A 26,231-nucleotide genomic window follows, 5' to 3' on the forward strand; every position below is an offset into this window, starting at 1 on the left:
TCGGCGATTACACTTTCTAGTGAATAAAATACTTTTCAACCATATCCTTGAGCTGATCCGATGACAGGTTTGCTATGCCTATTGATTCAATAAGTGAAAATTCTTCTTTATTCTTACCAATAATAAACTTACGTTCATGACCATCTATTTCAGCAAGCAAATGGAAATTTCCCTTATACGCCTGCTCCATACGGATATTCTTTATAATATGTCCGCTTATAACCAATTCGCATATTTCGGGAGCCATTTCCTCTAACTCTCCCCATGATTTCAGACGGTCAACTATAGTGTTTTCGACACGTCCTACCCACTGTTCAGCAACACCATATTTAGTGGCAACCGTACGAAATTGTTTTATGGCACTAACTATATCACGTATGATTGCATCAGGCCTACGTATTCCATTATCTTTAGCAAATTGAATAACATCTTCCCGTGTTATATCTCTAAGTTTTGCCCTAATATACATGCAATGATCTTCATTTGGCAAGAATCCTCCATTGTCAAATATATAAGTTACATCGTATGCAGGAGACAAACGCCAAGTACCATCCTCACTCATAACGAATGAAAAATTCTTATTGTGATCATCTGTATTGTTTGCTAATACATTAAAGACCATCCTGCGGAATACCTCATAACAGTCTGTTTCCGGCAGATGTAGCTTCCGGCATACTGTAATCAATTGTTCGTAACTGTCCGCATCGGGGCTAATTGCGGCCAAAGTTTGTGTATGAATCTTTTTTCCATTATTACGGTCAAAACGTTTTGTCATGAAATGATTATTCCCGTCCACCTGATAGAGTTTTGAAGGCATCATATTTATCCCTGCCATTGTAGCAAGTTCATAGTAGGACATCTCCAATTCTGCCGAACTATATTGCGAATTACCAAATTTGACCAGATAGTAATCAAATTCCTCTAATCCGGAAATCTGCCCGCTACGAACCTCACCATTCTTTCGATTAATGGCAACAATGGCCTTAGGTTGACGACCACCGGCTGAAGTACCAACCGTAAGTAATGACTGCATTGTTACCGACTCTTCGGGTAGGATTCTGGCATTTTCTCTTTCTGAGAATATACGCTCTGCTAAATTTGCCAATGATTTGATATCTATTTTTTCAGCCTTACGCTCTCTTGAAACCTCAGGCAAGAATTCCAAAGCTCCCATTCCACGCTTTCCTATAAATGAGAGTTTGTCAAGAGGAGTAATATCTGCGTTTGACAAGTGATTCTGTTGGCGCCATAATTCAAAAAGTTGATTACCCCATGAGTCAGGCAATGAATCTGCTAAAAATGCCGGTAATTTTTGATAAATCTTGGCCTCTTCTCCCCATACAGGTGTAAGTCCTCTTGCTCCATCAACCGGTGCCGCTAATGGAGAAATGTTAAGACCTTTCTTCAAGAAGGCCGGATTATACATAAAATAGGATAACCTGCGTCTGGCATCCCATGCCAATCTACCTATTTCCTCACCCCAAAGTTTTACTTTTAACGACTGTACCATAATTTATGCTATTTAGAGTGTCTGACACGCTGTACTTTTTTATCATCCTTACGCATCAGGTAAGGAGATTCAGGCAACTCCGGAAGAAGATTGTCTATAGTATTAATCTGTCCGACCACTTTCAACAACACAATAAATGTTGACAATGAAATATTGCCAGCTGTACCATTCTCGAATTTGTGGATGGTTGTAAGTCCAATACCGGATTGCTCAGAAACATCTTTCTGAGTGAGATTGCAACGAATTCTATATTCTTTAAATCTATTACCTAATAGCCTTACAAGCTCAGGCGTGGAGTATTCATAAAAATCTACCATATAAGCCGTATTTATATATCATTATAATGATAGTTACATATATTTTTAAGCATTAATCTTCACTATTATGAAGATTATAAATACAAAACTATGTAATTTCTGAGAATAAAACTAATTTTTCTTAGAAAATTTATCGTCAAATCATAGTGATTGATTGTAAATCCTATATTTTGTATTTGTTATATATCCAATTTCGCTATTCCCCTCTTGAAGTTTTGATTGCAAAAAAAAGGCTTACCAACCACGCATAAACATGGAGATAAGCCAACTTTTAATTACGACGTTCCATTAAGAAATAGGCTCTACACGTTTCTCATGCTCCCATTCGGTATGAGAAATAATATCATGATATTGCTCCAGAGTAAGAAAAGAATTCTTCTCATCAGAACATTCATACTCCCAAGGAAGTTCATAGACGGTACCTTCTTCCTGATATCCCATATAGTTATGGTATGAATCAGGAACCAGTCGGACAAAATCCTCTTCCTTCAGAATACTCAGAAGTTTCTCCGCATCGTAAATATGTAATGGAGCATCAGCCTTATACAGGGAGACAGCCACCTCCATAGCCAATCCGACATTGGATGAATAACTGTTGGAAACAACAATCTTCCATCCCTGATGTTGAACATTTGAAGCTAAGATATTCAAACGTGAAAGCCCAAGTTCACCGTAATGATCCGTTGCAAACCGTATAAAATCCTCCTGGCTGTCGACGTTATAAAGGTTCTCCACATCCACATACTTCATATACTTGTAGTAAGCCACATCCGAGATTTTTTGGAGATCTCTTTTTGAATCCTTATTGATACGTCCACCGATACCCCGTTTCTTATGATAAACCTTATAAGCTTCGTTAGCAATACGATAAAATTTACAATACTTTCGTATGGTCATAATCTCTATAGGAGATAAAGAACACCCTTGTATTGAGTCCTCTAAAGCCTTAACTGTCATTTCACGGTCCTCTACATCAATCCTAAGACTCGGAACTATGCGAACCAGGTTCTTTCTGGAAATCCTACCTGTACGTTGTTGGTATGGCAGATTGTTTGCTACATACTCATTAAACCCGTCTGAATCTGCTACAATAACACCAATCATAAGATTCAAAAAGTCGAAAAAACGTGTAAGGTTCTCCTTGCAACAAACATCATCGAACTCCTTTTCATTATACGAGGAGCGGTTAGAAATAACAAAGTGGGTAAATTTCCGGTCGGTAACATGAATCGACCGGTTATTCCCGTGTTTTCTTGAAGTTACATAGAACCACCGCGTTTCCATCGGATTAAACGCAAGCCAGTCCGACAGATATGCATCCATACTACTGTATTCTCCCGAAGCAATCAGTTCCTCTGCATTACCCCAATCTTCTGATGTTGGCCGAGGCACCTCTATATAAAACCCACGACACTCTTCATCACCAATCACGGCAAGACGCTCAAACTGACGCTGAGTCTCAATCATCCTTTCCAGTAAATTTCCTTCAACAACAATTTCCCAATGATGATTTTCGCCTAAAGCTTCCAGATCTAATGTAGTCAGACCAACTTCCTTAGCTAAATCGCAAAGGTATTTTCTATCTATGATTTCTCTTTCATTCATCGCTGTACTCATTTAATTTCAATAAACTTGCCCGATTCAAATCCATTCATCAGATGCTCATTTGCAAAAATATATCCCATTTGGTTAGAGATTACCCTGGTCCCTCCTATTTCCGTATCAATATTGGTATGCGAATGTCCATATATCCATGCATCAATCCTACTATTGGCGATTAAATTATCATACTCACTTGCAAATGCACTGTTCAGAACAGATCCTCTATGGTGCGCTGCTACTACTTGGAGTGTAGGCAAATGATGTGTGACCACCACAATATGGTTTGCTGTGCTCTCTTCGATGTTTTTCCGAATAAAGTCAATACTGATCTCGTGCATCCGGTTGAACTCCTCCACCTGCAGCAGCTTCCCTCCAAACTTAATCTGTCGGAAGTCGTTCATACCTTTCCATACAAAATACTCATCATTCGGATTGATATGCGACCAGAGTGTACTCAGTACAAAGTCTGTATCATCGATGCGGACAACCTGATTCTGATAGTAACCCACATTCTCCCGCAACATCCACTTCCATTGAAAACCGCGTTCCATCACATCCGAATAGTTATAGTATTCATGATTACCAGGAATAATCAATACCTGACGGTAATTTTTGGATGCCCACTTCCAGAAATTCATAACTGGAGCAGTCTTATCCTTGAGGTAGAAAATATCTCCTGCCAGCACCAGTACATCACCTGTTACAGACAATTCATTATATCTCAGATATCTGCTATTCTCCTGAAATTCGAGATGCAAATCACTCATATATTGTATTCTCATTTTATCATTCTCCTTCCTTTGATTGTTCTATCTGTTTTTCTATTATCATCTTTACCTGTGCAAATGATACCGGTGTGAAATTATTGTTATCTACACCTACATCATACTGAGTCGGGAAAAGCATTTTCAACCGCGGAACATCCTTGCCGGTGTTATGCCTGCTGGTATGTACATGCCCGAAAAGCTGCCATGTATCACTGTAAGCTCCTCCATAACAAAGGAAGGGACAATGATTCAGATAAATTTTCTGTTTATCAACTTCAATATGCATCTGCATCGTTATCTGTTCAAAGTACTTCGTATAATTCTGCCTGAGATTCTTTATATCGTGATTGCCGGCTATAAGATATATTTTCCCATTCAACCTATTTAGTACATTTATCCATTCGGCAGAACCTCCCAAACAAAAGTCTCCCAAATGAAATATTATATCATCAGGGCCAACCACGCTGTTCCAGTTGGCTATTATCGTTTCATTCATGTGGGCTACATCTTTGAAGGGCCTGTTGCAGAACCGGATGATATTGGTATGGTTAAAGTGCGTGTCAGATGTAAAGAACACCCTGCTTCCATCAAATTTATAATTCATGCGAATCAGTAGTTGATTTCTGATTCTTGTTTTAAAAAATTAGATAAATGAGTGCGATGGCAATTTTTCCCATCGTATGTACTAAAAGTCCAGATGTTGATCTGACTTTCATCGCTCTTTGAATATTTGTTTTCTCATTCAGCCAGTTGAAAAACGCTTCTATAGGCTGTCTGACCTTTGAAACAGCAGTAGAGAACAGTTCTCTTCCAGCTTTCTCTCTTTGAGTAATAACTGGTTCCTCTCCTTTTATTGCTTTCACGGGAGTTAGCATAGTAGTTCCTTGTTCTTGTTGCTTATTGCCCCAGTAAGAAAAATCCGAGTATATCTTATCGGCAAAGATGTTTCTGTTTATAAGGCTATCAGCGGCTTCTCTTTTAAGAACTGTCAGGTCATTCTCTTCTGCCGATGATAAGAGAATCATTTCCGGGAATGGAATAGTTCCTTCCCTGCGGAAGGCTAAAGCATGGAGTTTGAGACCGAAGTAATACATGTTCTTTGTAGAACAGTATCCTTTGGTTGCAATTTCAGTAGCTACCTTTCCTGTTTTATTCTTTCCTGCACAGGTAATAATAGGCATAGAGTCAATAAGTGATGTCATAGAATCGCAATCCTCTGGTTTAAAGAATGTAATGAGATGCTTTACAAGTTCACTAATGGCCTCACTCATCAGGTTTAACCGATAGTTGAATGTCTGATAAGAAGGTAGGTTGGGGAACCATGAGAGCAAATATTCTTCAGTGAATGTATGTATCTCTTTGATTTGGAAGTATCGCTGATAGGCTCCGCAAAACAGATATACGGTAAGCAGTTCCTGGTCTGTAAAGATAGGAGTTGCATTATTACTGAATCTCTGGCAGTAAAACTTCAGTGAAGACTGGTAAATATCGCAGATGTACATATATATTTTTATAAGTTTTAGCTCTTTCTCCTTGGGAATCATAATTAGAATAATGAGTGGTTTTATTCTTCTAATATACTGATTTTCAAGGAGATTGAGAAATAAATAAACGAGATAATTAATTGAATAATAACATTTTAACTAACTGAATCAAGTAGGTATTTCAACTACTGATTCGCATAATTCATAATTTTGTTCATTTATGCGCATCACTGCGCGGTTAATAATACATTGTATTTTGCCCATGGACGGAATTGACGGAGAAGGACGCATCAAGCGGATGTCACCAAAAGGCATAAAGAAAAAGCCGTTGAAAAGTTTTAATCAGGACTTTCCGACGGCTTTCTGTTATCATTATCAGAGGGTTATCAGCATCATTGTACCCTCAATAATATACATAAAGATCGTTGGAAAGTGTATTTGTATTTATTCAATGATTCAATGCTTGATGCATGAACATACGACACACGCTCAAAGCATTTTGTGCTTCGATATAATATATTTGCAGGTATGTTCATTCTATTATGTTGCATCGTAGTTATATATAAATTATATTGCAAAGTTACGAATATTATTGAGAATCAATAAATTCTTATATATAAAAATGAAAAGTCACACATTAAAATACCAGTACTTTATCTATTTTCAATATCCTACCGCTTGCTACATCCAACATCAGAACCATGATATAATTTCATTGAATGCCACCTCCATTATTTAAACAAACTTGAGTAAGATCCTGAATGGCATCATCCAATGAAAGCAGATGTTCTGCTTCATAATGTTCCGTAAGGAAGTCAATACCATTAAAACGTATTAAATAATTATTTGCTTCACGAACAGAAATATGATAAGTCTTGGCAAATTCATTGATAACGGCAACGATATATACAATCACATTTTTATCAATCGCCTGCGTATTCTGTAAGATAACAGAAGCAGACATACCAAGAGCATCAAGAACTTTTGTTATTGTCTTTATTGTAAGTCCTTTTCCACTCTCAATTTTTGAAATCTGAGCTTTTCCAACTCCTATACGTTTACCTAGTTCTTCTTGAGTAAGTCCCTTGCGAAGACGTTCATTCCGAATCATCAAACCTATATTTTCTATGCTATCTGTCATATTATACGTTTTACCACATGGAAAACAAACATACGACAAAGATCCTAAACTGGAAACAACATAGAAAAAAAATTAAGTTCCAAATGATAATGATATAATATCGTCTTACTTTTTTTTTGATTTTGTTACATAATCAAAAACATAAATAATCTCCGGATTACACCACAAGTATTACTTAAATATATTATTATTTTCCACATTAATACATTGAGAAATTCACAAAAAAGACCTATCTTTGTTGTACCATCATCATGTAGCGCATGGGATAAAACTATCAAAGAATCAAAGTTTTATACTTGATTTTTGATATACAAAATTTGAATGAAGAAAGGCGGTACAAATAAAATCAACAAAAGACTGAAAAACAAAGGTTTACACTTGTACATAGAAAATGAATTCTTTGTCAAAAATCTATTTGTACCGATTAAAATGCTAAAACGCTGATAATTAAACATGCTTCGATGTTGCATAGGAAAATAGCTTAACCTACTGATTATCAATTATCTATATAACCAACTGATAGATATATACATAATAGAAGCAAATACTAAGTCAGAAAATGTAATATCTCTGATTTTTTCAACTTTTGTCCCTCGTTTGTCCTTCAGCGTGGCATCAAGGGACAAAATTTTGTCCCTTGATGTAATTTTGAGGCTTTTCTCTATAAAATCTGTCAAAATAGCAGATATTTGATGTCTGAATAATGTTTTTTATTTCTCAGTCTCAAATATATTTGAATTGTATAGCATTGATAAACAGTTATATACATTGATATATTCGGAATAAGAATTACTACAGATGATATTCTGATGTAAATACAAATAACATTCTATTGAAATATTAATCTTAGAATTCCTACTGGTTGGTACCTACAATATTGTCATGGACTTGCTGGTTCTGAACCAACTTTATTTTATTGTGGAACTTTTCAATATTATCCACATTTTTAGTGGACAGCAAGATTATTGGAAACAATAACAGAAACGAATGGAGAATTTGGAAAAGACCTCTATCTAACCAGTCAAAAAAATTCTATCAATGATGAAGAAGTTATTTCCAATAACAAACTGCATCAAAACGGTAGAGTTGTATATAAGTGGGCTATACAAACATTATCTTATGACTTATAATCTCTCGTTCGCAAAAATTGTTTATCATTGCAACGGATAATCAATTATTCCGTATCTGATTGATACACAAATAGCAAATACTATGGTAGAAAGTTGTTAGTAACGATTTGGCGACAGCGGTGTTGCACTAATCTTCTGCATTATGCTTTGTCAAACAACTCTGATATAAAAGTAGCCAATTTCTTGATTAAGCCAAGGATTTGACTACTTTTAAGTTATAATCTCATTTGACAGTTATAAATAGTCATATTTCAGCTATAATTGATGAATTACGACCCCAAAAACCATGTCCGACCTTCGGGATGAATCAATCCAATCTCTTTCATCTCAGAAAGAATATTGCCAATCATACGCTCTTGTTGCTCTTGGGTCTTATTCTGGGGTAATGCCTCTTTCAAATATTCAAAAATGGCATCACGCTTTGCTCCTGAGGAACCTGCATTCTGCAAATATTGTATTATCATTTGCTGAATCTTTGCCTTATCAAGCCCCTTGTTTCCCTAATCAAATAAGCTGATAAACAGACAGTTGAAATCTTACGGCCCTAAAATTGATTCTTGCGGCCCTAGACAAACAATGGAAAATCCGGTGCTTTTACATAACGGGTATATTTGCCTGCACCATCTTTCTGTATAATCCCTGCATTTTTCATCTTTGAAATCAAGCCTCTAATTTGTTTTTCGGACAACATGTCTTGAAATACCTTTTTGAGAAAAGAACGATTTATATAACCATTTTTATGAAAACAGCCTGAAACCAACTTGAGGTAATTCATATTCATTCCTTTCAATCTTTCAGCAGACTCATTCCGATACTCCTCGGACAAGCGATGAGAGCTGTTTTCGTAACCGATAAGGTTTTCTTCCGACAATTTTCATAAAATCTTTTCATCAAGCCCCTCGCAATCCCTCATTGCCATTTTGTACAAAGCCAGCAATTCAAAGACATTCAGTTGCTCGGCAAAGGATTAACCGACTGCATACCTTTTGGTAAAGCCTGTCAGTAGTCTTTGGCTTTTCTACAATCACGATGTTTAAGCAACAGTTCACATTTGTTATTCATACCATCCAGCCTAGCTCCCCTACTATATGACACTAATAGCAGTTGCTTTCCCCTCACGGTTCAAACTTCTCCTTTCGGAAGGGCTTCATTGTCCGAGCAGCTTAGTACAAGACCATTACTGGTTATGCACCTGCCGTAGGCTACTGCTGACGAAACAGCAGGTTCAATCAGATTATTACTTTTTTTTGTAATAGTCAGTAAAACAATCACATACACAACTTAGCACGTCACAGTAATACAGTTGTAGAACATTTTATCCACTCCCTGACCGGAACGCTCCACCAATCCTGTCTTCTGCAATATCTCGCTCATCAGTTTACTGCGCGGAACGCTGTTCACTGTCAAAATGTTGTTCATATCCACTCCGGACGGAAAACCACCAGCATTGGTAATGGTTATACTATCGGGATATTGCTTGATGACAACATCGCTCTGAATCAACATTGAGCGGTGGCAACAAGCATTCAATATCGCCTCTCTGATTGCCCCCTTGTTGAAAGATGGTATATCGAATATATAAGAGCCGTCATTGTAATGCAGAAGCGAATTGCTGGCAGGCTGGTTGATGTAATCCCATACCTTGTCAATCACTATGTAAGCGTCTCCGCGGTTCTATATAGTGTGGTAGAATAAAAAGTTTAATAAGCCTTGTTTAGCTATTCTCCTTTTCTCATTTGTCAGGCAGGAGTTCCCTATATTTTTCCAGTGGCGTGTTCGGTTGCCATTCTGCGGTTCTGTTTATCACATCCGTGAGATACTTAAACAGATTTACTTTATGCATCCTGCAAGTGAGTGCTATCGTGTAGAGTATGGCGCCCCGTTCGGCACCCTTATGGCTGCCGAAGAACAATGAGTTTTTTCTTGACAGGAATATGTACCGGTTCATCCGTTCAACTATATTGTTGTCCAGGAAAGTGTCACCATAGTTGAAGATGTCCACTACGGCATTCCACTCATTGCGAAGATAGGTAATGGCTCCCTTAGTTCGCTCTTGGGTAACAAGTCCCCCCGTTCTTCTATTTCATCAAGCACATCTTTTATTTCCCCGAGTATGTCCAGAGCATACTTTTTGCGGTGTGCAAGATGCTGTTCCGCCGTCCATCCGTCCACCCCGACTTTATGCTTATGCTCGTTTTGATAAAGTTTGTTTATCAGTTCCACGCTTGAATCGAAACTCAATTTGTATCAGTCTGATATATAACTATCTGGTATTATTTGTGTATCAATTTGATACCATAAAGTTCCCACAATAGATATAATATTCAAAAACAATCGCTCCTACATAATTAAATTAAAAATGTAGCTTATCATCCCACTGAAGAGTAAATGTCATAGCTAAAATTGATGTTTTAGTCATTTTTTTGTGCTCTTCTGCAATATATAACCTGATAAATCAAATATATTCCCATATAATTTGTACCTTTGTAGCCATATTGGATAGGCATATAAATATGGAACGTAAATTACTGAACCGAATCAAAGTCGTTCTCGCAGAGAAAAACAAAAGTAATAAATGGCTCTCAGAACAATTGGATAAAGATCCTGCCATAATTTCTAAATGGGTTACCAATACAACACAACCCAATGTGGAGGTGCTGATTCAAATATCCAAAGTTTTGGGGGTAACTGTGGATGACTTGTTGAGAACGGAATAATAAATTTTTTATGGGAGCAGTCAAATTATATAAGTATCTTGATTTTAACGGTGGATTGATGATGCTACATTATAGTAACCTTCAATTTACCAATGCCACGCAGTTGAACGACCCGTTTGATTGCCATCCATCGTTAATTGATTTCTCCAATGTTCCGAAAGAAGCCTGTGGAGGATGGACTCCGGAAATAATTGAAGAATTGAGAAGAGATCCATTTCGTAGAACCAGAGAAGAGGTGTGGATATGTAGCCTCTCCAAAATACATGATTCAATCTTGATGTGGAGCTATTATAGCAAGCATAAAGGTATCTGTATTGGCTTGGATATGGAGAAAGCCCAAAAGTATCTTTCGAGAATACATGGAAAAATCATGATTGGTTGTTCCGCTGTGGAAGTGCAATACAAGGATATTGTAGAGAAGCCTGATTATTTCAGGGATGCAAAAGATTTTTTCCATTATCAGTTGTCCACGAAAGCAAAGGCTTGGGAACATGAGCAAGAGGTCAGATTGTTTATTTTAGACCCTTGGCCGACATATATGAGTTTATTGCCAGGACAAAATGATGATAAATATGTCTATATAGGTATATCTTCCACTATGAAATAAGAGGATTTTTGAATAAGTTGAAAATTAAAAAATGCGAATAATTATGAATACTATAAGAGGATTGGTAAATCAAGGAATAAAAGTATTACAACAAATGAGGATTAATTATAATTCCACAATAGGGCCTAATACGATGCAACTAATAAATATCTCTAGGCAATTAATACCAAACCTGCAAAAAGAGCAACCGGAAATCGCAGATATTTTAAATAATGCCCTTTCTTCCATCAACTTTAATGGATTCATATCAGCATATTCTTTCGGAGATATCAGAACGTGTTATCGGATTTTAGCAAGCCTTTACAACCACCCTAAAAAGATATTCATAAGTCATTCCTCTGAAGATAAAGATATTGTAAACGGATTTGTCAAGGAAATTCTGATGTTGGGATGTAAATTTGAGAGAACAGATATTTTTTGTACGTTAGATCATTCTGCGATTCGTACTGGTGACGATTTTAGAAATGAGATTGTCAAAAACATGAAAGGTTGCGACTTTATTTTATGTATGATTTCTGAGAATTATAAAAGAAGTGAGGTGTGTACCAATGAGATGGGTGCTGCATGGGCAATGGACGGAAAGCGCATTCTTCCTTTCAAGTTTCCCTATCTCTCCTTCAACGACATGGGATTTCTTAATGTTGTTAAACAGGGTGCAGACATAACAGACAAGTCTAAATTAGATGAATTATATACTGAACTATGTGCATTTTACGATTTGTCTACAGACTGGATCAATTATAATCAACGAACCGCAGATTTCATCCAATTGGTAAATAGTAAAACTGGACATAACTGAAACACGCATAAGTCTATCATCGAAATATTATCACTCGCTATTATCCCATTAAAATTGGGACAATAGCGATTTCATATCATTCTTTCAATTGTCCAATAGTTCGCCTAATGCCATAGGCAACTGATGTCATATTACCTCTAATTGCAGAGAGTGCAGATGAAAGACTTGAGGCAGAAACAAACCGTGAACCGTCCCTGGATTGTAGAAACTTGCCTTTGTCAAGAACCGACTGCCAACGGGATTGGATGAATGAGTTTTCGAGTAGCGCATCGAAAAGAATAACCACATGACGGAGATTGTTTACTCGAATATGAAAGCCCTTTTTGCAGGAAAAGAGAGCTTCCATATCTTCGACGCAAACCTCTGAAACACAAAACAGATGATAAGTATTGGCACAAGACACAATACCTGTCATCTGTTCTTGAGTGATGTTACAACCGAAAGAAAGCGGCGAGGCATCTGTTATTTTATCGGTACGATGGGTTACAGATATCGGCAACGGTTCTGATCTGTCATAGTGTCTTCGTAGATCCATGCACTCTTCAAAAGAAGAGTCTGATTCGGAAAAGAGAGATTGAATAAGGTGGGCGCATTCTGTCAGCAGTCCCTTGACGATGTGGATGTTCATTTCGTGGCAGTTCTGACAAACCGCATTATCGCAATTGATGTACCGATGACTGTTGATGAAATCATCCACATAGCGGCTGTACCGTTTGCCATCCACAATCACATTTTGGAGATAAAGTTCTCTCGCTTCGGAGAGTAGCTCGAATAGTTCTTCCGCTACATCCTGTTCAGTAGCGAAGTGGGTCAGGTGTTGTTTCCCTTCAAAAAAAGAGAAGACTTCTTGATTTGTTCTTTCATATTGAATTATTTGCTTATGAGTATATTAATTTCTAATCAATAGAATGCAATGCGTCGTAAATCATTATTTGCAATTTTTCTTGATATGTTTTCAACGTCGGTTTTTCCCTAAAATCTTATTCTTAGGATTTCGGATTACCTCTTCGTGATGAAAATAATTGCTAAATAAAATGTCGTTATCATGACAGTAGGCGATAATTTCATTTTCCATTTCCGTCAGCGGCGTTTTGTCGCCTTGTATATATATCCGCTCGTATAGTGGATAGGAATCAGGATAATGTCCCTTAACGTATTGCATGATAACGTTTTTATAGCCTCCACGCAGATTCAGGTCTTCGAACCAATATTCACTGACAAAACTACGGCTGGTTTCTATAATCGCTTTCCAGTCCGTGACCTCTATGAAAATCGGTGACATGAACAGTATGGTATAGATTCCGTTCTCGTGAAGTGTCCGAAGTGTTTTCAATCGCTCCCTCACCGTACTCGCCCTATCCATGTTCCGGCGGAAATTCTCATCCAGCGTATTGACGGACAATGCCACACTCAAACGCTTCATCTTTTTGAGTAAATCCAAATCACGGAGTATCAATTTGTTTTTGGTAGCGATTTGCAGATGGCAATCCACACCGACCAATTGCTCCAAGATGGAGCGAGTGATACCGTATTTTACCTCATACGGATTGTAACAATCCGTCACGGTTCCCATAAAGACATTTTTCCCAGTTATTTGAGAGCCGTTTATTTTATGTCTTGCCTGTTTGATGTCGATGAAATCGCCCCACAATTCTGAATGTCCCGAGAAGCGTTTCATAAATGACGCATAGCAATATTTGCAGGCATGGGGACAGCCTACATAGGGATTGATGGCAAACTGACCGATTTTGGATTTGGTCAGATAGCTTTCGACTGTTTTTTCCGCTACAATTATTTTTTCCATTACATAGTTTCAGATGATGAAGCTCTTTTGGTTTCCTTCTTTGATAATATCGGTAGGTTTCACGTGTCCTATCAAGAGCGGAGATGCCGGATCGTGGAGTTTGTAGTTCTCCACTGCCAACTCCGGCTTCTTGTTGGCATAACAATATCTGCAACCGTTCAAGCACGTGTTGTATGCTCCGATGTCGCGTGTAGGCATACAATTGCATCCGATGCGGGTTCCCTTGTGTGCCATATTCTTGAATCGACAACCCAACGCGTTTCCCAGATTGGCGGTAGTCATACAACCAGAAACGGATATTCCGTATCGGCTGTAATTCTCCGATGTCCCGCAGGTTTGCAGGTGCAGCCCGTATTTCCGGGCAATTGCGCCCATTCCCTCTGCCAGCTTTTCCTTATCCCTATCGGTCAGCGGAATCAGTTCCGGCATATTGTATTCGAGCCTCTTGTACATTTCCACGAAACTGAATACACAGAAGTTCACATACGGTGCAAGGCGTGAAGCCATGTAATCGAACATTCTCAGATGGTAATCCACTGTGTATTTCAAGGTCAGCAGTACAGGGTCGTAACGCCATGCAACGCATTTGCTTCCGACTTTTGCAGAGAGTTCGACAAGCGTGTCGATACTCTGGTCGATATCCGGTACGTTCGGTTCCACGTCTTTGCCGTATGCCGTGATAGTGTAGTGACAGAATACATTGAAACGGTCGGTAATCCGATGAAGTTCCGACAGAATCGGGCGGTAGTTTTTAGAGCAGAACACCACGCAATCCACTACTGACGGGTCGAGCGTATATTTTGTAATATGATTCGGGAACAGTGGGTTACGTGAATAGACAAAGCCTTCCTCGAATCGGTTCAACAGCCAATCGCTGTAATAATTGACGGTATCGGTCCGTCCTCCTGTATTTATAATCATGTCTTGTGTAATATTAAATTTTTCATCTCTTCTTTTTTCTTACTCTTCGTCACCAAGTAAACACCGGCAAATACCAAAGCCGCCGACAACAGTTTTTGTATCGAGAGAGTGTCCTGCCCGACAGCAATGGCTATTACGGAGGCAACAATGGGCTGCACATAATTGTACATGCTGACCGTAGTGGGACGGATGTGTTTCAATGCCATCGGGATAAGCATGAATGCGACGAACGTGGCTCCAAACAGCAGATAAAGGAGTGCGCACATTTGCGTTATGTCGAAAGTTTCCCGATGGAATATGGGGACGTGCTGCACGTGCGGGAGACAAAACGGAGCGAGTGTCAATGTGGAGAACAGAAACATCCATTTCATCATTGTCACGGACGAATAGTATCGGGACAAAGGTTTGGACAAGACCAGATAGACGGAATACATCAACTGATTCAGCAGCATCAGTGTATCTCCCCAAAGGCTGGCAGTTCCGTCGGAAGTATGTGCGGAGTTAAACACGAGCAACACTCCTCCACTTACGCCAAGAAATACGCCGAATGACTTTTTTGCCGTAACAGGCTCTTTGAGGACGACGGCAGCCAGCAATAATACGAAAATAGGCACTGCGGTAGCGATAATGGAGGCATTGACAGGCGAAGAACTTTTCAACCCTACGACAAACAGCCATTGGTTGATGCCCACGCCGCACAAGGCGCAGATGAAAAGTGTTCTCAAATCTTTCGGCAGAACTTTTTCTTTCGGCATGAAGAGGGACACGAACCAAAACATCATGCAGGCGAAAATCGCCCGCATGATGGTAATTGCTTCCGGTGGTACATCTGAAGTCAGCAGGTATTTGAATACCGGCATACTGACACCGAACAGGATATTTGCCGACAATATCAGAATATGTCCTTTCATGTTGCTGTGTTACCAGAGATTCGTATGTATCCGCTTCTCGATGTCGATTTCTTTTTGTTTGGGCAGAAAGGCATTTTCTGCGGGATAACCCATCGTAAGCAGACAGGTAAATTCGTAGTCTTCCGGAGCACCGACAATCTTCTTAATTTTTTCCACTTCGTCGGCAACGGGAATGTGGAACACGGTTCCCAAGCCTTCGGCAGTGGCGGCGAGCAGCATATTTTCCAGTGCGCACCATGCCGAAGCAAAGTAGTTGAGCGAACTTTGTTCCGTAGGTTTGAGCAATGGCCACGTCTGTTGGCGGAAGAACGGGATAATCAGCAGACCGCTCTGCATCAGCATACGCTGTTGCTTGGGCAGGGCATCGGCAAACATATCCATCTTATCCTTGTCGCCCGATTCATCCACTTCATGTACCAGATTCTTGAAGGCAGCCATATTTTTGGCGAGCGGGGCGATTACTTTAGCGATGTTTTCGCGTCCGCGCACCACGATGAATTCAAGCTGGCGCAGGTGATCGTTTGTCGGGGCTTTGAATGCCGCACCGATTACTCTTTTGAGGATTTCATCACTCACTTCACGGTCGGAATAGTCGCGGTATGTGCGGCGTTTCTCCAATACTTCGTATAATTCCATAACAATACATTTTTAAGTTACATTTCTTGTTTCCGGTTGCAAAGTTACGTCGCTTTATTGTTCTGAATTTGTTTTATCGTTTCATATAATTGTTGTAGATTTGCAATCGCATAAATTAAAGCAATTATTTATGGAAGATACAGCCATACCATACGAACTGCCCGAAGCGGAGAACCATTCGTTTTTCTTCATCGACCAGCGAACGGAGCCGAGCCTCGAAGCCAAGCTGCACCGTCACGATGCATGGGAGTTGTATTATGTCGTTCATGGACAGGGCAACCGAATGGCAGGCGATACATTACAGCACTTTGAAGCGGGCGATGTGGCGTTGATACCGCCGTCGATGCTTCATCGCTGGGAATACGCAGCCGACAGTGCGGACGAGGACGGTTGTGTCCGTTACCTGATGGTAGCGTTCAAGCATTCGTTGGTGGAACGGAGTATGGAGGTCTTTCCCGAATTGCGGAACAGACTGGCGGACGTGATGTTTCCGACCGATGCGTTGAAGTTCGGACCGGAAAGTGTGCGGGTTATCCGTAAGACATTGTCCGAAATGAACGGTATGGACGAACTGGGACGTTTAAGTGCAATGTTCCGTCTGCTACCTGTCATTTTCACTTCGTCCGACCATATATTTGCAGGGAAACCGATGCGCATCGAGAAGAACGTTCGGCGTATGCAGCAGATTTGCGCATACGTGATGAAGCATTACGTTCATTCCATTGCGCTGGATGATATTGCGGCAGAAGTGGGCATGAACCGTTCGGCGTTCTGTTCCTATTTTAAGCGGTGCAAAGGGATGACCTTTTCACAGTTCGTCACACAATACCGTTTGAACACGGCTTGCGATTTGCTAAAACATTCGCAAAAAGGAGTGTCGGAGATATGTTATCTTGTAGGCTTCAACGACCTGCCGCATTTCGTGCGGGTCTTTACAAGTACAATGGGAATGCCGCCGTCCAAGTATAGAAAGCAATTCAAGGCCGGAAACGGTTGAATACAGTTTGTTCAAAAGTCGTTGAAAAAACGCCATCTACTTTTATTCAATCTATTATTCCTCAAATATATGGCGAAAAACTCTCCATTTCGATATATCCGCATAATGTATTTTGGGATGTAATAGATCTCGTATTGCTTTAATGTAAATGGTAATCATCAATATATGATTTCCTAAAAACGCAAAATAATTATCTTATAGGAGATATTTTCATCTTTATATCTTTAAATATTTGAATTATGCGTATCTTTGTAGTCACGATAAATTTATGACGCATGAATAAAGATATGAATCGTCTAAAAGTGGTGCTGGCGGAGACAAAACGCACGAATAGATGGTTGGCAGAACAATTGGGAAAGGATCAAGCTACGGTTTCTAAATGGTGTACTAATACCAGTCAACCGAGCCTTGAAACGCTATTCCAAATAGCAGAATGTTTAGGTGTCAAAGTTCAAGATTTGATAAGTAAAGCTACCTCTAAAGACCATGAGTAAGATACAAAATATAGATAGCCACATCATCGCAGATATTGCGGAACGCATCGAGCGATTGATTACGAATGCACGAGCAAATGTTGCACGAGTAGTTAATATTACCGAAGTCATCACCAAATATGAAATAGGGCGCATTATTGTAAATGTCGTACAAGAAGGTGAAGAACGTGCAACATACGGTAAACAGTTATTGAAAGGTGTATCAGAGGTATTGACAGAAAGACTTGGCGATGGATGGTCGGTAGAAACCTTGAAAAGATGCCGTAAGTTTTTCACGATATATTCGGTAAAACAGATCGGCACAACAGTGTTGACCGAATCGTCGGATGATAATTTGGTCAACACTGTTGACCAAATTCAAAAAACGGTAAAAAGCTCAACAAAATTGACTGAAACATACCCGTTTACGCTTTCTTGGTCTCATTATTTGGTGTTAATGCGTATCGAATCCGAAGCAGAACGGAGTTTCTATGAAATCGAATGCCAAAAGCAGAATTGGAGTGTTCGACAACTGCAAAGGCAATATAATTCAAGCCTGTATGAACGATTGGCTCTTAGCAGAGACAAAGAGGCAGTCATGCGTTTGGCACAAGAGGGACAAACTATTAATAATCCTGATGACATCATCAAGAATCCGTTAACATTAGAATTTTTGGGACTTAAATCTGATGTATCATATTCTGAGACCAAGTTGGAAAATGCTATAATAGGAAAGATGCAGCATTTCTTATTAGAATTAGGGAAAGGTTTCTTGTTTGAGGCACGTCAGAAGCGATTTACTTTCGATGAAGAAAATTTTTATGTCGACTTGGTTTTCTATAACCGACTTTTACAATGCTATGTGCTGATTGACCTGAAAGTAGATAAACTGGCTCATCAAGATTTGGGACAAATGCAGATGTATGTCAACTACTATGACCGTTATGTCAAACAGGATTTTGAAAAACCGACAATCGGCATTCTACTTTGTAAAGAAAAGAAAGATGCGTTGGTAGAACTTACTCTGCCGAAAGATTCTAATATCTATGCACAACAATATGCCCTTTACCTTCCAGATAAGCAGTTGCTACAAGCAAAATTGAGAGAGTGGATAGAGGAGCAGGATGAATAAATTCATTGTTTCTTTAAAATATAAAATTTGCTAAAATATTATGTTCGAACTTACAATAGCAAAGTCATTGAATAAAGCATACCTTCAAGTAAGCATTGGCAAGTTGTCTTTTGATACATTCAAGCAGCAACTTGAAATGTTATATGAACAAATCGTCACAATTGATACCAAAGAAAAGTTCGAAAGGAATTTGATGGACTTAATTGCGAGAACTTAATAAAAGAGGTAACTTAGCAAATGAATTTATTATATATAAGATAATTATCATGATTGTAGAATATAAGGTGTTAGACAGTTTGCATCGTCCATTTCACAGGCCTATTTGGATTGTGAAATGGGTCTGCTATTTTACACTTTTAAGAAGTAAGAATCCTAATGAATACATCTTAACCAAAGAAAAAACTATTGATTTTTACTTTACAATGTTAGGGTGGCTACATACTAACTATCCTCAAGACAATGATGGGATTCCATCTAAAGAATCAGTGGATGAAGTATGGAATTATTTTCTCGCTATTGATATTAACAATAGGGAGAATAGACTGCGTGAGGTTCTATCAAAGAGTAGAGAGAGAGGAATTGAAACTAAAATATATAGTACATATAAAGCATGTAGTTATTATCTAAATTTAGCCGATGACAAGCTACATTTCTCAGATAACAGTAATAATTCGCAAAATTGGAAACCAAATCAATTAACTAAAGCGGTTCTTAAGAGTGGTATATCTCCGACTGACAGGAAAATCTATATATGGCACATTTTACAAAATGACGGACACTTCTTCTTATCTATGTGTTTATTGTATAAGCCAATAGAAAGATATGAGCTGAAAATGGAGTCGGAAATATTCAAGTTCATGCAACGTTATTATCCAATGGCGAACTTTGATTATACAAAACAAAGCCACAGCAACTATTATGTGGTAAGAAAACGGTGGATTGAATTGCTTCAGGTTATTAATGAGAAAGGTAGTCTGAGTAGGGTTTTAACAAGTACTATTGCAAGTGATAGCAGTCTTGAAAAAGTATTCTGCGATATTAAAAGTAAGGTTAAAGAATACATTCTTGAGTTAAGGAAAAGAAGTAATTTTATCAAACAAAAGAAAGCGTTTTTTGCTATTTATTGGAAACAGATAGCAAAAAGTGAAGATAAAAGTAATTTTGTGAACCTATATGATATCTGTAAAGAGATGAAGATGAGTTACGAGAAATTTCAAATCTTTCTAATGCATTTTTATCAGGAAGAGAGACTGGTTAACAATATATTTTTTATCAATATAGTATCAACGATTGAGCAAAGGAAACGCTTTTATATAGGGAATGCTCCTGTAATGAAAATTAAAATAACTAAGAATTATGGAATATAATGGGTTGTGGGACAGACTAACTGTCGATGGAGAAAAAATGGATACAATTAGGAAGGACTGGATAGAAGGTAAAGTTCCAGATCTTCCATTTGTTATTATTGATCAAGAGAAATTAAAAGAGCATATTAGCGAAAAACTATCCAATATTGCTGGACAAAGGATGGTAACTACCATCATTAAGGCTCAATATGGTGATGGAAAAACCAATGTACTTAAATACTTGAGTTTATATTTTGTCAATCATAAAGATTTGCGCATTCTTTTGCTTTATAGCCGTGCAGATGTTGAACAAACTGACTTTTGTATATATTTACTTCAGCAGTTGCAAGACAATTGTATGAAAGAACTTGTGGAAGGGGTAAAATCATTGCGTAACACAGATAGATTTAATCCTGCAATATTAGCAAACAACTTTAATGATGATTTTTCCCATATTCGAGATTATACTATAAAGTTGTTTGAACAAGGACTAGATGATGAAACTATAACCAATATTATTTATTTGGGAACAGGAAGGCTGTATTCCAAAGGCGCATTCAGCAAACACGGTCTTTCACAACTTACAAACTTTAATAGAAGAGAAATTTTTGTGCTATTCTTGAATATTCTTGCACAATGTGATTATCGAATAATATTTGCAGTAGATGAGCTTGAGAAAATATATGACAAATCAACCCGTAGAATGGCATATTTTTTTAACTCATATCGTGAGTTAGTGGATTTATTCAACAAAATACAAGGTCACTATCTGATAACAACGATAACGAATGCTGTTGATATTGCATCGCTCAGTCAACCTTTTTGGGGAAGAATTGAAAACGATGTAGTGTATATTAAAAAGATTACAGAAGAATCTGATTTAGCAGAACTTGTACAATTAATGGCAGAATTACTTAATGTTGAAATCAGAGAAGGAAAGGTTAGCGACATCGTATCTACTATCAGCAGAAAACGGTTAGATAGTAATCGATTTGTTATACGGGCTATAGGTGAAGCACTGAAAGGAAATCATTCAATAAGTTTTGAAGAAGAGCTCGCAAAAGATGAGCAAATAAAGACCCTTTATAATAATGCATATACTAATGCTAAGGATGATGGTGGATTGAAAAATCTAACCCGTGCTTTTTTTGATCCCTTAGAGTATTACTTAGAGACATTGGAATATAAAAATATAGATGAAAATCTTTTTAGAAGGGATTATCAAGCATTCATTGATATTGTTTCAAAAAAGGCATTCTTCTTTTTGTTCAATGATGACTCGAAGATAAAAGGTAGAATACAGGAGTTCATTAACGAGAAAGGAATTAATAGGTTTGTTGTATTTGTGCCCAAGGAACTGACCGTCACTCATTCTATGTTTGATTTTGCTGGAGTGGAAGTGAAAATTATAGACTATGATCCTACGCAACTATTTGTATTAATGAATATATATCGAAGGAATTTTGATAAGCAGAAGGAAATCTTCCGTTTAATTGGCATTGTTACAGAATATGTATTTGAGTGATTATGAAGTGGGCGTGTAAAAATACATTAGGGATCTATAAATATACGATAGATATAGAAAATTTGCTATCCCCCGTTTATCATCTTATTTTAGATTTAATCAGAGAGCGCTACCCGAATCTACAATTCCACGAATGGGGTGGCGAAGTATTCGATATTGCGAAAGTTACAGGACGAACTCAGGTCGCAGACGATGTTTCAGAGGAATCTTTTTTAGTACTACTTTCCGGCTATTTAGAAGATTATCTCTATGAACAATCTAACCTTTTAGAGAATATTGGGGTATTATTGTTATATCGGACAAAACGATTTTTTATCGCTCAGGCTAAAACAAAAATGCAGCCATTATTGATAAATTGGATTAAAAAATCAGGAATAATTGATAATTTTTTCGAGCTTATTAGTAATTTAGAAATCAATAATATAAGAGAACCTCTTGCTAAATTGATGAATGACCAATATTTTGGCAATTCTATTAGAATAATAGAATTAGATTTAAAAGGCTCTTTTGTCCCCAAAAAAATCATAGAAAAATACGAAGAACTACCTATAGATGAAGAAGCAATATGGCTTTGTGATAATTGGAAAACTAAAATAGGATTAGAAGAAACTTCCCAATACAGTGAAGTCTCTTTTCCTAACAGTGATAGTTTTGGCATAGCTATGGGCGATTGGGTATTACCAACTGAATATGTAGACCATATAGTTAAGTCGGAATATTCGACGGAATATTTTTGGATTATGCTGAATGATGTATATGCACATAGAAATAATAGAATCAGCAAATACCGAGATAAATGCTCAAGATTTGCAAATGCTCTTAGAGAAACTGAATTTGCCAATTTGATGACTAAACTACGATACAATCTATACCTTTCAAAAGATGATATGGAAAAGCATGAAGAATTTAAAGAATTTTTTGAAGAGGTATATAACATAGAGCGATTTAAAAAGGAAATAAATCACGTATTATTTACAGGAAGTCATGTAGCTGAACAAGTGGGAAACAAACAAACCATGTTTGGGCTATATAAAACAGTGAAGGACAATACTGAATTTAATCTCAGAGCATGGATTAATGTCGAAACCGACAATAGTCAGAAGTTAACTACAAGTAATGGGGAAGAAAAGGTAGAAATAAAAACTGTTTATGCTTTGAAACCTTATTATAGCTATTACTTCTGCAAAGATTATTTTGAAGATATGTTTGAGGATATGCTGACAGAAAGCGGTATCACATCACTTTCCAATTTTGAATTATATAAAAGCGACGACCCTAAAAACTGTTTTATTGAGATAGATAAAATGGTTAAGAAAACAGATGGTTCATTAGTTTATATTGAAACCAAAACAACGTTAAATAGATATAATATAGAGGATACATTGAATGAGGTGGCTAAGTTCCATCAGATAATGATAAATAGTTATCCTAATGTGCAAATGAAGTACTTGCTTGTGTCCCTCTATTATAATGAAACGGTAGAAGATGGCTTTTCTTATTTTACAAATGCAGAAGGAAGTTCGGTAAAAGATTTCAAAATACCAATAGCACGATATAACGGCATTGACTTGCACTGTATAGTAGAACCAGAATATGCTAAACTGAAAACAAAAATGGAACAGCTACTGAAATGAAATTACCTGCCACAAGATATTATGGTTCCAAACGCAGAGTCGTAGAGAAAATATGGGCTGCCTTGCAAGAAAACCATATCGATTTTGACTCGATGCTGGACTTGTTTGGAGGTACAGGTATTGTTTCCTATTACATGGCTAAAAAAGGAAAGGCAGTTTTATATAATGACATCCTTTCATTTAACTGTGAAATAGCAACTGCCTTACTTCAATCACCCAAAGGTGTGTTTACCGAGACTCGTGCATTGAATTTGCTACAACGAGTACCAGGTAGAGTTTATCAAACTATCATTGAAGATAATTTCGAAGATATTTATTATCCTAGAGAGGAAAACCGTTTGATTGATACTGTGATTCAGAATATTTCCTTTTTGAATGATGATGAACGAGCGAGTGCTTACTACATATTATTCCAGAGTTGTATGATAAAGCGCCCGTTTAATATATTTCATAGGAGAAATCTTAATTTAAGGACCTCATTTACAAAAGCTAATTTTGGAAACAAAACTACATGGGAACAATCATTTGAGAGTCTATTTGTGAAGTTTACCCAAGAACTCAATGAATTTCAATTTGCGGTTTTACCACGAGTTGAAGTTTCCAATATGTCGGCCTTACATTGTGATAGGGAAGCTGATCTTGTATATATTGATACACCATATTTCAGAGAAAAGCAAAGTACTGCGATAACCTACCACAATCGTTATCACTTTTTAGAAGGGTTGATGCATTACGAAGATATTCCTGATCAAATTAATAATGAAAAAGTTAATCGCGAAATTAAGTTTGGTCAGAATCATGAATTTGAGCAGAGAAGTCATTATATCAAAGATTTAAACGACTTATTAAGTCACCACCAACACTCGATAATTGCATTATCATATACTTCTGCTGGGTTCCCTTCAATAGATGAGCTATGTGAAATTATAGGTCAATACAAAGAGCAGATAATAGTTTGCAATTTGGGAAATCATCCTTTTGCGTTGAACCATAATAATGAAAATCGTAAAGAAGTGTTAATAATAGGGAAATAACATTGCTGTTCGGTAAAAACTTGACAGCAATGCATCTATGTATTCTGCAGATAAATGTGACAAAGAGTTGTATCTGGTAACCATTGAGTGCAATAGAAACATGGTGTACTGCAAGCATGTGCTACAGCACACCATAATAAATTATTTTCTTCGATAACTTTGCCTACTTCTCATTGCCACCGATACAGCAGTTTTCATACATCTGCGTCGATAGGCTTCTTCTTCCTCATCAGGTCTTTGGCCATCCCAAGGCAGGTCGGAGGTAGAGCCTCCACTCCCGGAAGATACAGGTATAGGTTGCCCTCTGATAAGTGCATCGGCAACAGCAAAAATCAGATTACGAACGGATGGTATAGCCAACTGTTCAAGCAGTGTCTTCAACTCTAATTCCAAATTTTTGTTTATGTCAGAAAGGAATTTGTTCTCTCGTTTCAACTGATAAAGTTCTCCATAATCTGCCAGCACATTACGCTGGGCAGCTTCGACCTGCCGTACCGCATCATTTCTATACAGAGATTCTATCTTGTGAACAATTTCGGTAAATTGTTTGGCGATATGCTGGTTCTGACGCTCAACCCATTTGTCCGTACCGAACAAGGGTACTTTCTCGGTAATTTGAGGTGGTGTGAAATCAACCTTGTGATTGCGGAACGGCTGGACAACCGAACGGGCTTTTGTCGCATCTGCGGTCAGCCGTTCCAGTTCCTGCTCCTTTGCGTGAAGCTTGTCGGCCTTGTCTTCAAGTTTGGTTTGATACTCGGCAATGAGTTTCTGTATATCCGCTTTCTGCGCTTCATATCTGTCGAGTGTAATCCTGCCGGAAGCCAGTTCCTTTTCCGTCTCTTCAAGTTGCATCCTATAACTGAAAATCTTTGATTCCAGATGCCTCATCATGGATTGAAGCCCCTTGACGGCTTTCTCAGCTTGTCTGGCGTCCTTGGTCAGTTTGCGAATGTAATCGCGTTTGTGCAGATGCTGCACGTTACGCCCGTCAATGCTGTCACCTCGTTCGAGTCCGTATTTGCTGCCGACATCTTCATATAGGGAAGTGTGCATTTCTTTCAATACCCTACCGTATTCATAACGGTCTTTCCCGAACTTTGCCGACCACATCACACACTCCCGTCCGCTTTTGGGACGGACACCTACCGGAACAATCAAGGCATGAATATGCGGACTGCTCTCGTCAAGGTGTACTTGAAACCCTACAATGTTTTCCTGTCCATATCTGTTAGCGCACCAGTCATAGACATCTTTCGCCCAATTCTCAATTTCCTCGCAACGGTGCAGATGGCTGTTGTCCGACCCTTTATTCAGATTGACGGACTGGTTCCCGAAAGCCATTTCAAGCGTCCGGTCATGGTTCCCTCCGAAGACAAACTTAGCGCAACAGTTCGGCTGGATTTTGCTGCCCGACTTGAACGGCTTCCAGTTTAACTCGTTCAACCGTTCCTGCAAACGGACTCCAAGCGATTTCTCTTGATAGCCTAACGGATGAACTTTTCCATCGGGCCCAATCTCGAAATTCAGTTTCATCCGGGTCTTATCATAGTGATTGGTCGGATTCTGATTTTTCCTGTCAATCTTTTCATCGTTCCAACGTCTTTCATTCTCATTGGCTTCTGCCGTGCCGAATGACTTTCCGGCTTCGACATGCATAGCCTGTTTAATATCTGTATTCATAATAGGGTATTCTTTTGATAAATGATTAATGTTTGAGCTTGCTCGTTTTTAATCGGATTCT

Annotated in this window: 27 protein-coding genes and 1 pseudogene; 11 read left to right on the forward strand and 17 right to left on the reverse strand. The window is 38.2% G+C overall.

What is annotated here, in order from left to right:
• Positions 1–16: 16 nt before the first annotated feature.
• The 11 genes and pseudogenes from GKD17_RS13510 to GKD17_RS13560 all read right to left on the reverse strand — a co-directional run.
• Positions 17–1,510 (reverse strand): type II toxin-antitoxin system HipA family toxin, encoded by a 1,494-nt coding sequence (locus GKD17_RS13510; protein ID WP_007833401.1) that lies wholly within the window; start codon positions 1,508–1,510, stop codon positions 17–19.
• Between the two features lie 8 nt (positions 1,511–1,518).
• Positions 1,519–1,827 (reverse strand): helix-turn-helix domain-containing protein, encoded by a 309-nt coding sequence (locus GKD17_RS13515; protein WP_007833400.1) that lies wholly within the window; start codon positions 1,825–1,827, stop codon positions 1,519–1,521.
• 288 nt (positions 1,828–2,115) lie between these two features.
• Positions 2,116–3,432 (reverse strand): hypothetical protein, encoded by a 1,317-nt coding sequence (locus tag GKD17_RS13520; protein ID WP_032935859.1) that lies wholly within the window; start codon positions 3,430–3,432, stop codon positions 2,116–2,118.
• A gap of 8 nt (positions 3,433–3,440) precedes the next feature.
• Positions 3,441–4,211, reverse strand: a complete 771-nt coding sequence (locus GKD17_RS13525; RefSeq protein ID WP_007833398.1) for a metallophosphoesterase — start codon at positions 4,209–4,211, stop codon at positions 3,441–3,443.
• Between the two features lie 4 nt (positions 4,212–4,215).
• On the reverse strand, positions 4,216–4,800 hold the full coding sequence (locus GKD17_RS13530; protein ID WP_012055888.1) for a metallophosphoesterase: 585 nt from the start codon (positions 4,798–4,800) through the stop codon (positions 4,216–4,218).
• A 31-nt stretch (positions 4,801–4,831) separates the two neighbouring features.
• Positions 4,832–5,698 (reverse strand): transposase, encoded by an 867-nt coding sequence (locus GKD17_RS13535; protein ID WP_038612134.1) that lies wholly within the window; start codon positions 5,696–5,698, stop codon positions 4,832–4,834.
• 694 nt (positions 5,699–6,392) lie between these two features.
• On the reverse strand, positions 6,393–6,821 hold the full coding sequence (locus GKD17_RS13540; protein WP_007833395.1) for a DUF3791 domain-containing protein: 429 nt from the start codon (positions 6,819–6,821) through the stop codon (positions 6,393–6,395).
• Positions 6,822–8,220: 1,399 nt separating this feature from the next.
• Entirely contained in the window at positions 8,221–8,415 is a 195-nt protein-coding gene (locus tag GKD17_RS13545; protein ID WP_007833390.1) for a hypothetical protein, read from the reverse strand.
• Between the two features lie 101 nt (positions 8,416–8,516).
• Entirely contained in the window at positions 8,517–8,822 is a 306-nt protein-coding gene (locus tag GKD17_RS13550; protein WP_007833389.1) for a Fic family protein, read from the reverse strand.
• Between the two features lie 410 nt (positions 8,823–9,232).
• On the reverse strand, positions 9,233–9,604 hold the full coding sequence (locus GKD17_RS13555; RefSeq protein WP_007833387.1) for an ATP-binding protein: 372 nt from the start codon (positions 9,602–9,604) through the stop codon (positions 9,233–9,235).
• Positions 9,605–9,683: 79 nt separating this feature from the next.
• Positions 9,684–10,174: pseudogene (locus GKD17_RS13560) on the reverse strand (transposase); the annotation flags it as partial.
• Positions 10,175–10,464: 290 nt separating this feature from the next.
• Between GKD17_RS13560 and GKD17_RS13565 the strand changes: the two are divergent.
• From GKD17_RS13565 to GKD17_RS13575, 3 genes are read left to right on the forward strand one after another with little or no spacing between them, the layout of a single operon-like run.
• On the forward strand, positions 10,465–10,668 hold the full coding sequence (locus tag GKD17_RS13565; protein ID WP_007833384.1) for a helix-turn-helix transcriptional regulator: 204 nt from the start codon (positions 10,465–10,467) through the stop codon (positions 10,666–10,668).
• A 10-nt stretch (positions 10,669–10,678) separates the two neighbouring features.
• Complete coding sequence (locus tag GKD17_RS13570; RefSeq protein WP_007833383.1) at positions 10,679–11,275, forward strand: DUF2971 domain-containing protein; 597 nt, start codon at positions 10,679–10,681, stop codon at positions 11,273–11,275.
• A gap of 43 nt (positions 11,276–11,318) precedes the next feature.
• A complete protein-coding gene (locus GKD17_RS13575) occupies positions 11,319–12,074 on the forward strand; it encodes a toll/interleukin-1 receptor domain-containing protein (RefSeq protein ID WP_050764873.1) in 756 nt (251 codons plus the stop codon).
• Between the two features lie 76 nt (positions 12,075–12,150).
• Here GKD17_RS13575 and GKD17_RS13580 read toward each other — a convergent pair whose 3' ends face one another.
• The 5 genes from GKD17_RS13580 to GKD17_RS13600 form a co-directional block, all read right to left on the reverse strand.
• Positions 12,151–12,888, reverse strand: a complete 738-nt coding sequence (locus tag GKD17_RS13580) for a hypothetical protein (RefSeq protein WP_032935813.1) — start codon at positions 12,886–12,888, stop codon at positions 12,151–12,153.
• Between the two features lie 141 nt (positions 12,889–13,029).
• Complete coding sequence (locus tag GKD17_RS13585) at positions 13,030–13,878, reverse strand: radical SAM protein (protein WP_007833369.1); 849 nt, start codon at positions 13,876–13,878, stop codon at positions 13,030–13,032.
• Between the two features lie 9 nt (positions 13,879–13,887).
• Positions 13,888–14,799 carry a DUF1848 domain-containing protein gene (locus GKD17_RS13590; protein ID WP_007833366.1) on the reverse strand — a complete coding sequence of 304 codons (912 nt, stop codon included), beginning with the start codon at positions 14,797–14,799 and terminating at the stop codon, positions 13,888–13,890.
• Positions 14,796–15,710, reverse strand: coding sequence for a DMT family transporter (locus tag GKD17_RS13595; RefSeq protein ID WP_007833365.1), 915 nt, complete (start codon positions 15,708–15,710; stop codon positions 14,796–14,798). The genes GKD17_RS13590 and GKD17_RS13595 overlap by 4 nt, the downstream gene beginning before the upstream one ends.
• A gap of 9 nt (positions 15,711–15,719) precedes the next feature.
• Positions 15,720–16,346, reverse strand: coding sequence for a nitroreductase family protein (locus GKD17_RS13600; RefSeq protein WP_007833363.1), 627 nt, complete (start codon positions 16,344–16,346; stop codon positions 15,720–15,722).
• Between the two features lie 130 nt (positions 16,347–16,476).
• Here GKD17_RS13600 and GKD17_RS13605 point away from each other — a divergent pair, with 130 nt between their 5' ends.
• From GKD17_RS13605 to GKD17_RS13635, 8 genes are all read left to right on the forward strand, one after another.
• Positions 16,477–17,343: an AraC family transcriptional regulator gene (locus GKD17_RS13605; RefSeq protein ID WP_007833361.1), complete on the forward strand. Its 867-nt coding sequence runs from the start codon at positions 16,477–16,479 to the stop codon at positions 17,341–17,343.
• A gap of 275 nt (positions 17,344–17,618) precedes the next feature.
• The gene (locus GKD17_RS13610; RefSeq protein WP_007833359.1) at positions 17,619–17,837 is read left to right on the forward strand and encodes a helix-turn-helix transcriptional regulator; all 219 of its coding nucleotides are present in this window, start codon (positions 17,619–17,621) and stop codon (positions 17,835–17,837) included.
• Entirely contained in the window at positions 17,830–18,948 is a 1,119-nt protein-coding gene (locus GKD17_RS13615) for a PDDEXK nuclease domain-containing protein (protein ID WP_007833358.1), read from the forward strand. Before GKD17_RS13610 ends, GKD17_RS13615 begins: the two co-directional genes overlap by 8 nt.
• Positions 18,949–18,988: 40 nt before the next feature.
• Positions 18,989–19,165 (forward strand): DUF7149 domain-containing protein, encoded by a 177-nt coding sequence (locus tag GKD17_RS23855; RefSeq protein WP_007833357.1) that lies wholly within the window; start codon positions 18,989–18,991, stop codon positions 19,163–19,165.
• 49 nt (positions 19,166–19,214) lie between these two features.
• Positions 19,215–20,315: a hypothetical protein gene (locus GKD17_RS13620; RefSeq protein ID WP_157442402.1), complete on the forward strand. Its 1,101-nt coding sequence runs from the start codon at positions 19,215–19,217 to the stop codon at positions 20,313–20,315.
• Complete coding sequence (locus GKD17_RS13625) at positions 20,305–21,819, forward strand: hypothetical protein (RefSeq protein ID WP_007833355.1); 1,515 nt, start codon at positions 20,305–20,307, stop codon at positions 21,817–21,819. The genes GKD17_RS13620 and GKD17_RS13625 overlap by 11 nt, the downstream gene beginning before the upstream one ends.
• Positions 21,820–21,821: 2 nt before the next feature.
• Positions 21,822–23,453 carry a hypothetical protein gene (locus tag GKD17_RS13630; protein ID WP_007833349.1) on the forward strand — a complete coding sequence of 544 codons (1,632 nt, stop codon included), beginning with the start codon at positions 21,822–21,824 and terminating at the stop codon, positions 23,451–23,453.
• Entirely contained in the window at positions 23,450–24,487 is a 1,038-nt protein-coding gene (locus tag GKD17_RS13635; RefSeq protein ID WP_007833347.1) for a DNA adenine methylase, read from the forward strand. The genes GKD17_RS13630 and GKD17_RS13635 overlap by 4 nt, the downstream gene beginning before the upstream one ends.
• Before the next feature lie 141 nt (positions 24,488–24,628).
• Here the strand turns inward: GKD17_RS13635 and mobV are convergent, their stop codons facing one another.
• Positions 24,629–26,170 carry a MobV family relaxase gene (gene mobV, locus GKD17_RS13640; protein WP_007833345.1) on the reverse strand — a complete coding sequence of 514 codons (1,542 nt, stop codon included), beginning with the start codon at positions 26,168–26,170 and terminating at the stop codon, positions 24,629–24,631.
• Positions 26,171–26,231: the final 61 nt, after the last annotated feature.

Origin of the sequence: Phocaeicola dorei, assembly GCF_013009555.1 — a bacterium.
GTDB lineage: Bacteria > Bacteroidota > Bacteroidia > Bacteroidales > Bacteroidaceae > Phocaeicola > Phocaeicola dorei.

Excerpts from the sequence above, each read along its gene's own strand:
- GKD17_RS13510 (WP_007833401.1), bottom strand. The coding sequence starts at position 1,510 with ATGGTACAGTCGTTAAAAGTAAAACTTTGGGGTGAGGAAATAGGTAGA.
- GKD17_RS13515 (WP_007833400.1), bottom strand. The coding sequence starts at position 1,827 with ATGGTAGATTTTTATGAATACTCCACGCCTGAGCTTGTAAGGCTATTA.
- GKD17_RS13520 (WP_032935859.1), bottom strand. The coding sequence starts at position 3,432 with ATGAATGAAAGAGAAATCATAGATAGAAAATACCTTTGCGATTTAGCT.
- GKD17_RS13525 (WP_007833398.1), bottom strand. The coding sequence starts at position 4,211 with ATGAGAATACAATATATGAGTGATTTGCATCTCGAATTTCAGGAGAAT.
- GKD17_RS13530 (WP_012055888.1), bottom strand. The coding sequence starts at position 4,800 with ATGAATTATAAATTTGATGGAAGCAGGGTGTTCTTTACATCTGACACG.
- GKD17_RS13535 (WP_038612134.1), bottom strand. The coding sequence starts at position 5,698 with ATGTACATCTGCGATATTTACCAGTCTTCACTGAAGTTTTACTGCCAG.
- GKD17_RS13540 (WP_007833395.1), bottom strand. The coding sequence starts at position 6,821 with ATGACAGATAGCATAGAAAATATAGGTTTGATGATTCGGAATGAACGT.
- GKD17_RS13545 (WP_007833390.1), bottom strand. The coding sequence starts at position 8,415 with ATGATAATACAATATTTGCAGAATGCAGGTTCCTCAGGAGCAAAGCGT.
- GKD17_RS13565 (WP_007833384.1), top strand. The coding sequence starts at position 10,465 with ATGGAACGTAAATTACTGAACCGAATCAAAGTCGTTCTCGCAGAGAAA.
- GKD17_RS13570 (WP_007833383.1), top strand. The coding sequence starts at position 10,679 with ATGGGAGCAGTCAAATTATATAAGTATCTTGATTTTAACGGTGGATTG.
- GKD17_RS13575 (WP_050764873.1), top strand. The coding sequence starts at position 11,319 with ATGAATACTATAAGAGGATTGGTAAATCAAGGAATAAAAGTATTACAA.
- GKD17_RS13585 (WP_007833369.1), bottom strand. The coding sequence starts at position 13,878 with ATGGAAAAAATAATTGTAGCGGAAAAAACAGTCGAAAGCTATCTGACC.
- GKD17_RS13590 (WP_007833366.1), bottom strand. The coding sequence starts at position 14,799 with ATGATTATAAATACAGGAGGACGGACCGATACCGTCAATTATTACAGC.
- GKD17_RS13595 (WP_007833365.1), bottom strand. The coding sequence starts at position 15,710 with ATGAAAGGACATATTCTGATATTGTCGGCAAATATCCTGTTCGGTGTC.
- GKD17_RS13600 (WP_007833363.1), bottom strand. The coding sequence starts at position 16,346 with ATGGAATTATACGAAGTATTGGAGAAACGCCGCACATACCGCGACTAT.
- GKD17_RS13605 (WP_007833361.1), top strand. The coding sequence starts at position 16,477 with ATGGAAGATACAGCCATACCATACGAACTGCCCGAAGCGGAGAACCAT.
- GKD17_RS13610 (WP_007833359.1), top strand. The coding sequence starts at position 17,619 with ATGAATAAAGATATGAATCGTCTAAAAGTGGTGCTGGCGGAGACAAAA.
- GKD17_RS13615 (WP_007833358.1), top strand. The coding sequence starts at position 17,830 with ATGAGTAAGATACAAAATATAGATAGCCACATCATCGCAGATATTGCG.
- GKD17_RS23855 (WP_007833357.1), top strand. The coding sequence starts at position 18,989 with ATGTTCGAACTTACAATAGCAAAGTCATTGAATAAAGCATACCTTCAA.
- GKD17_RS13620 (WP_157442402.1), top strand. The coding sequence starts at position 19,215 with ATGATTGTAGAATATAAGGTGTTAGACAGTTTGCATCGTCCATTTCAC.
- GKD17_RS13625 (WP_007833355.1), top strand. The coding sequence starts at position 20,305 with ATGGAATATAATGGGTTGTGGGACAGACTAACTGTCGATGGAGAAAAA.
- GKD17_RS13630 (WP_007833349.1), top strand. The coding sequence starts at position 21,822 with ATGAAGTGGGCGTGTAAAAATACATTAGGGATCTATAAATATACGATA.
- GKD17_RS13635 (WP_007833347.1), top strand. The coding sequence starts at position 23,450 with ATGAAATTACCTGCCACAAGATATTATGGTTCCAAACGCAGAGTCGTA.
- mobV (WP_007833345.1), bottom strand. The coding sequence starts at position 26,170 with ATGAATACAGATATTAAACAGGCTATGCATGTCGAAGCCGGAAAGTCA.